The organism is Aeromicrobium sp., from assembly GCF_014378035.1.
Classification (GTDB): Bacteria; Actinomycetota; Actinomycetes; order Propionibacteriales; family Nocardioidaceae; genus Aeromicrobium.
The window spans coordinates 1-4,797 of record NZ_JACMOM010000347.1 but is presented as its reverse complement, the minus strand read 5'-3'; the positions used below and the strand labels follow the sequence as shown (position 1 = coordinate 4,797).

Below are 4,797 nucleotides of genomic sequence, written 5' to 3'. Positions count from 1 at the left end.
TACGTCACGGGGAGCTTCACCGGGCAGGGCCAGGCTGCATGGACCGTCGCCGGCAACAGTCAGTATCTTGCGGTCGGCGGCGAGTTTCCCTTCGTAAACGGTGCGGCGCAGTACGGCCTCACCCGGTACGCCATTCCCTCGATCGCCCCGAACAAGGTCGGCCCGAACGTGAACACCGCGCTCGTACCGGCAACAGTATCTTTCAAGAGGGGTGAGGCTCGCGTCTCATGGCAGGCCACGTACGACCAGGACAACAAGAACCTGACTTACAAGGTGGTTCGTGACAACGCCACGGCAACGCCCGTATTCACCACCACGCTCGAGTCAACCTTCTGGCAGCGGCCAGCGATGGGCTTCATCGACAAGGGACTCGTTCCCGGGAGCACTCACTCTTATCGCGTTTACGTCACCGATCCATTCGGAAACTCGATCAGCCGACTCGGCCCCCCGGTAACCGTAGCGACAACCGACAGTGGCGGCGCATACAACAACGCCGTCGCAGCCGACAACCCCAGCTCGTACTGGCCGCTCGACGAGACCTCTGGCGCTGTCGGATTCGACCACGTCAACTTCACCGACCTCCAACTCGCCTCCGGCGTAACTCGTGGCGCCCCCGGAATCGTGCCGAACAATCCGGCTTCGATATTCGATGGGACCGCGAACGGAACCGCGGCCACCCCTACCTCGACCCAAGCTCCCGACACCTTCACCACTGAGGCATGGATCAACACCACATCCACGTCCGGCGGCAAGATCATCGGCTACGGCGCCGCCGCGACAGGGCAATCGAACAGTTACGACCGCCAGACCTATATGGACAACTCCGGGCACATCATCTTCGGCGTGTACACCGGCAGCACGGCGACCGTGAACTCAGCGAACACCTACAACGATGGCCAGTGGCATCAGGTCGTGTCATCGATGGGACCGGGAGGAATGCGCCTGTACGTAGACGGCACGCTCGTCGGTTCGCGCGCCGATGTCACTATCGGCCAGCCCTACGCCGGCTATTGGCGGGTCGGCGGGGACAGCCTCGGTGGATGGCCGAACCAGCCGTCGAGCAATTTCATCGCCGGCAATATCGGCCAGGTTTCGATCTACTCCACCGTGCTCTCGCGCCAGCAGATCGTGAACCACTACGTGGCATCCGGACGCACCTCGCCGATCCCGCCCGCACCGACCGACACCTATGGTAAGGCCGTGTATGACGCCAATCCAGTGCTTTACTGGCGCCTCAACGACACCAGCACTTCGGCGAAGGATTCTGGCCCCAACGCGAGCCCCGGCACGTATAGCGGCAGCGTCACACACGGAGTCGCGGGAGCTATCTCCGGCAACCCAGACACTGCAACCAGCTTCGACTCCCAGGCGGTCGTCGGGAGCAATCAGCAGTTCAGCAACCCGACCACCTATTCGCTCGAGACCTGGTTCAAGACAACGACCAATGTCGGAGGCAAGCTCATCGGATTCGGCAATCAGCAGACCGGCCTCTCGAGCAGCTACGATCGCCACGTCTACATGCAGGACGACGGAAAACTGGCCTTCGGCGTGTGGACCGGACAGACCAACCTGGCCATCACGTCGTCTGCCTACAACGACGGCAGCTGGCACCACGTCGTTGCCGAACAGTCCAGTGACGGAATGAAGCTCTATGTTGACGGCAGTCTGCAGGCGACAAATCCGCAGACCAGCCAGCAGGCGTACGACGGATACTGGCGCATCGGCGGCGACGTGACCTGGAACTCCTCGAGCCCTTACTTCGCCGGAACTCTTGACGAAGCTGCCGTCTACGACACGGCGCTCAGCCCTGCGGGGGTGCAAAAGCACTACAACCTCGGATCTAGCGCGGTGAACGTGCCACCGGTCGCCGCCTTCACTTCGACGTCGACCGACCTGAGTTCCACCTTCGATGGCTCCACCTCCAGCGACCCGGATGGAACTATCTCGTCCTACGCCTGGGATTTCGGAGACTCGAGTACGTCCATGAGCGCGACCCCGACTCACGCATACTCGCAACCGGGAAGCTACGTCGTATCTTTGACCGTCACCGACAATCGTGGCGCAACTAACACGGTCACGCACTCCGTCAGCGCCTCGCTCCCGAATGTTGCACCGACGGCGGCGTTCACGACATCCACGACCGACCTCGCGGTAACCACCAACGCGACAGGTTCCACTGACTCGGACGGCACCATCGCGTCCTACGCCTGGAACTTTGGAGACGGAGCCACAGCATCGGGCGCCACTCCAAGCCACACTTACGCGACTGCTGGCAGCTACACGATCAGCCTCACCGTCACGGACAATCAGGGCGCCACGGGAATCGTGACGCATCCCGTCACGGTTCTCACTGCGAACATTGCCCCGGTAGCCGCGTTCAGCTCGAAAACAAGCGGACTCTCTGCGACATTCGATTCATCGGCCTCGGCGGATGCGGACGGCACGATCACTTCGTACCTATGGGACTTCGGAGACTCGAAAACCGGCACCGGTGCCTCACCGACTCACACTTACACCCTGTCCGGAAGCTATGTCGCCTCGCTCACTGTGACTGACAACCGCGGCGGTACGAACGCTGTCACCCACACGGTGACCGTGGTCGCCGTCAATCAGGCTCCCGTCGCCGCGTTCTCGTCGACGACGAGCAATCTGGTTGCATCCTTCACCGGGGCGGCATCCGCCGACCCGGACGGCACCATCGCCGGCTACGCCTGGAACTACGGAGACGGGACCACCGGAACCGGTGCGATTTCCTCCCACACCTATGCGGCCGCCGGCACGTTCACTGCGACTCTCACCGTCACCGACAACCAGGGATCAACCAACGCGGTCAGCCAGCCGATAACGGTAACGGCACCCCCGGTCAACGTGCTCGCCCAGGCCCAGTTCGGTACCGCAATCGCGAACTCGTGGGGTTCGGCCGAAGTCGGAGGCCCCTGGACGAACGCCGGCATCGCGACGGCATATAGCGTGACCGGCGGTGTCGGTCTCCAGACGGCGCCCAGCGGGTCAACGAAGACGAGCAGTCTAGGAGGGGTCAGCTCGAGCTCGGCGGACCTGACGGTGTCGTTCACCCTCGATCGGATGCCGACGGGAGGTGGATCGTTCATCTCGGCGATCGGGCGCGATGTCGGTTCGACCAACTATCAGGCTCGCACCTGGATACAGGCGAACGGGGCCGTCCAGCTGCAACTCATGCAGGGCGCGACAGCGATGCAGCTCGTGAACGTGACCGGGCTGACCTTTACTACGGCCACCACCCTCAACGTGCGACTCCAAGTGTTTGGGACTGCTCCGACGACCGTACGCGCAAAGCTGTGGTCTGCGGCCACGACGGAGCCAACCGCGTGGCAGGCGAGCGCCACCGACGCGACGGCGGCACTCCAGATCGCCGGCAGCGTCGGACTCCGCTCCTACCTTTCGGCCACGGCGACCAATTCTCCCGTGACCACGAGGTTCGACAACTTCGCCGTCGTCAAGTTTCAATAACCACCGAACACGCACCAAGCAAGAGAAAGCCATGTTCGCCTCTTCCGTCGCTACCAGGTCCACCCGAGGGCCCCGCCCGATCACTGCCGTGCTGGCAGCAATCGCGGCGGGTTCCCCTGCGGGGGACCTTCTGGTCGGTTTGGCTTCGGTTGCATACGCCGACACAACACTGGCCGACCCTTCAAGCCCGGCCACCCCCACGACCGTCGGTGCGGATGCCGTTCCCACCACTAGCGGATTGGCTGCAAGCTTCGACGGTGGCGGGTCGAGCGACCCCGATGGGACCGACGCAACCTGGGTCGGGAACAATGGAGAAAACACCGCCGGCTCGGGCGCTGCCTCCTCGCATGCTCACGCCACCGCAGGAATCGGTTTTGTGAGTCTCACAGTCACCGACAAGCAGGGAGCGACAATCACTGTCACCAACCCTGAGACCGTAGTGGCGCGCGTCACTCCGTCAGGCACCCTGCTTGCGCTCTCTCAGAGCGGTACTGCCCTGCAAGTCGTGCCCGTGTCGGAGACTTTCATCAACTCGATCAAAATGAACGCGCGCGTTCAGGTATTCGGCGCTATCCCGACGACGAACCGCGCGCGCACCTGGTCTGTCTGCATTGTGGAGCCCACCGACTGGCAGGCCAGTGTGACCGGCGCCACTTCGGCGCTTAAGGTACCCGGATCGGTGAGGCTTCGCTCGCACCCGTCATCCACCGCGACCGGCCAGACCGTGAAATCGCGGTTCGATTACCTCGCCTTGAGCCAGATCTGATGTCGCTCACCCAACGGACGATACTGTTCGCCAATCCCGGGGCGGAGCTTTACGGATCCGACCGTGTTCTGCTCGAGAGCGTGAGCGGGCTCGTCGAATCCGGCTGGACTGTCGCAGTCACCTTGCCAGCATCCGGCCCCCTTGTTCGCGAACTTCAGGATCGAGGGGCGAAGGCCAGTCTTCGGCCGACGCCGGTAATCCGCAAAAAAATCCTGCGACCACGAGGCGCGGTTGCTTTCCTCTCGGCCGCGGTTCGCGGCTTCTTCGCGGGAATGTGCCTACTTTCCAGGTTGAAGCCCGACGTCGTCTATGTCAACACCATGACTATTCCACTGTGGATTGCCCTCGCCCGGCTTCGCGGCATCCCCGTGATTAGTCACGTGCACGAAGGCGAGTCCTCTGCTCCGCGCTTCATGCGGTCGGCGCTCGCCGTGCCCCTATTATTTGCAACTGAGATCATCGCAAACAGCAAGTTCAGTGTTGGCGTGCTGGCCACGTCCTTTTCGTGTCTGGCCAGGCGGGCGCTCGTTATTCACAACGGC

The 4,797-nt window shown here is 62.7% G+C and carries 3 protein-coding genes; all 3 read left to right on the top strand.

Annotation, left to right across the window (positions count from 1 at the left end):
• Window positions 1-3,489: PKD domain-containing protein (locus tag H7290_RS18235; protein WP_290515439.1), on the top strand; the 3,489-nt coding region annotated here is incomplete at its 5' end.
• A gap of 88 nt (window positions 3,490-3,577) precedes the next feature.
• A complete protein-coding gene (locus H7290_RS18230; protein ID WP_290515438.1) occupies window positions 3,578-4,255 on the top strand; it encodes a PKD domain-containing protein in 678 nt (225 codons plus the stop codon).
• On the top strand, window positions 4,255-4,797 hold a 543-nt coding region (locus tag H7290_RS18225), incomplete at its 3' end, for a glycosyltransferase (protein WP_290515437.1). The genes H7290_RS18230 and H7290_RS18225, both read left to right, overlap by 1 nt.